General features: G+C 58.7%; 1 rRNA gene. It reads left to right on the top strand.

What is annotated here, in order from left to right:
• Positions 1-57, top strand: a 16S ribosomal RNA gene (locus tag ABD296_RS50185); the annotation flags it as partial.
• Between the last annotated feature and the right edge of the window lie 480 nt (positions 58-537).

Genomic DNA, 537 nt, shown 5'->3' with positions numbered 1-537 from the left:
GGGACGAAGTCGTAACAAGGTAGCCGTACCGGAAGGTGCGGCTGGATCACCTCCTTTCTAAGGAGCATCAACTGGCCAGACCGCCTCGGTAGAGGGGTCCTGGTCGGTGGCCATCATCGGCGGCGAGTGTTCGTCGGGTGGCTGCTCATAGATGTGGAGCACTGGTTATTCAGTCTGCCGGTCGTGCGGCTCGGCTAGTACCGCCCCGTAGGGGAGTGGGAACGGTGAGCTCCGGGTGGCCGGCAGGTTGAACACGCTGTTGGGTCCTGAGGAAACGGGCGTTAGCCCGGTGACCTCGGACTGCGGGACCAGACACCGCCTCGACCGTATCGGTCGGGGTGGTTCTGGTGGGCCCGGTTGTTTTTTGAGAACTGCACAGTGGACGCGAGCATCTCTGATGAAACCTCGCTCTTTGCTTCTCCCTTATTTTTTTTGGGGAGGGGTGGGGTGTTGGGGTTTTGTCTCTGCGATTTGTTTTGATCGTTTCGTGTGTTCAAGTTTTTAAGGGCATACGGTGGATGCCTTGGCATCAGGAGC

This window comes from Actinomadura napierensis (assembly GCF_039529375.1).
GTDB lineage: Bacteria > Actinomycetota > Actinomycetes > Streptosporangiales > Streptosporangiaceae > Spirillospora > Spirillospora napierensis.
The sequence above is the reverse complement of the archived record's forward strand: the minus strand, read 5'-3'. Positions and strand labels throughout refer to the sequence as shown.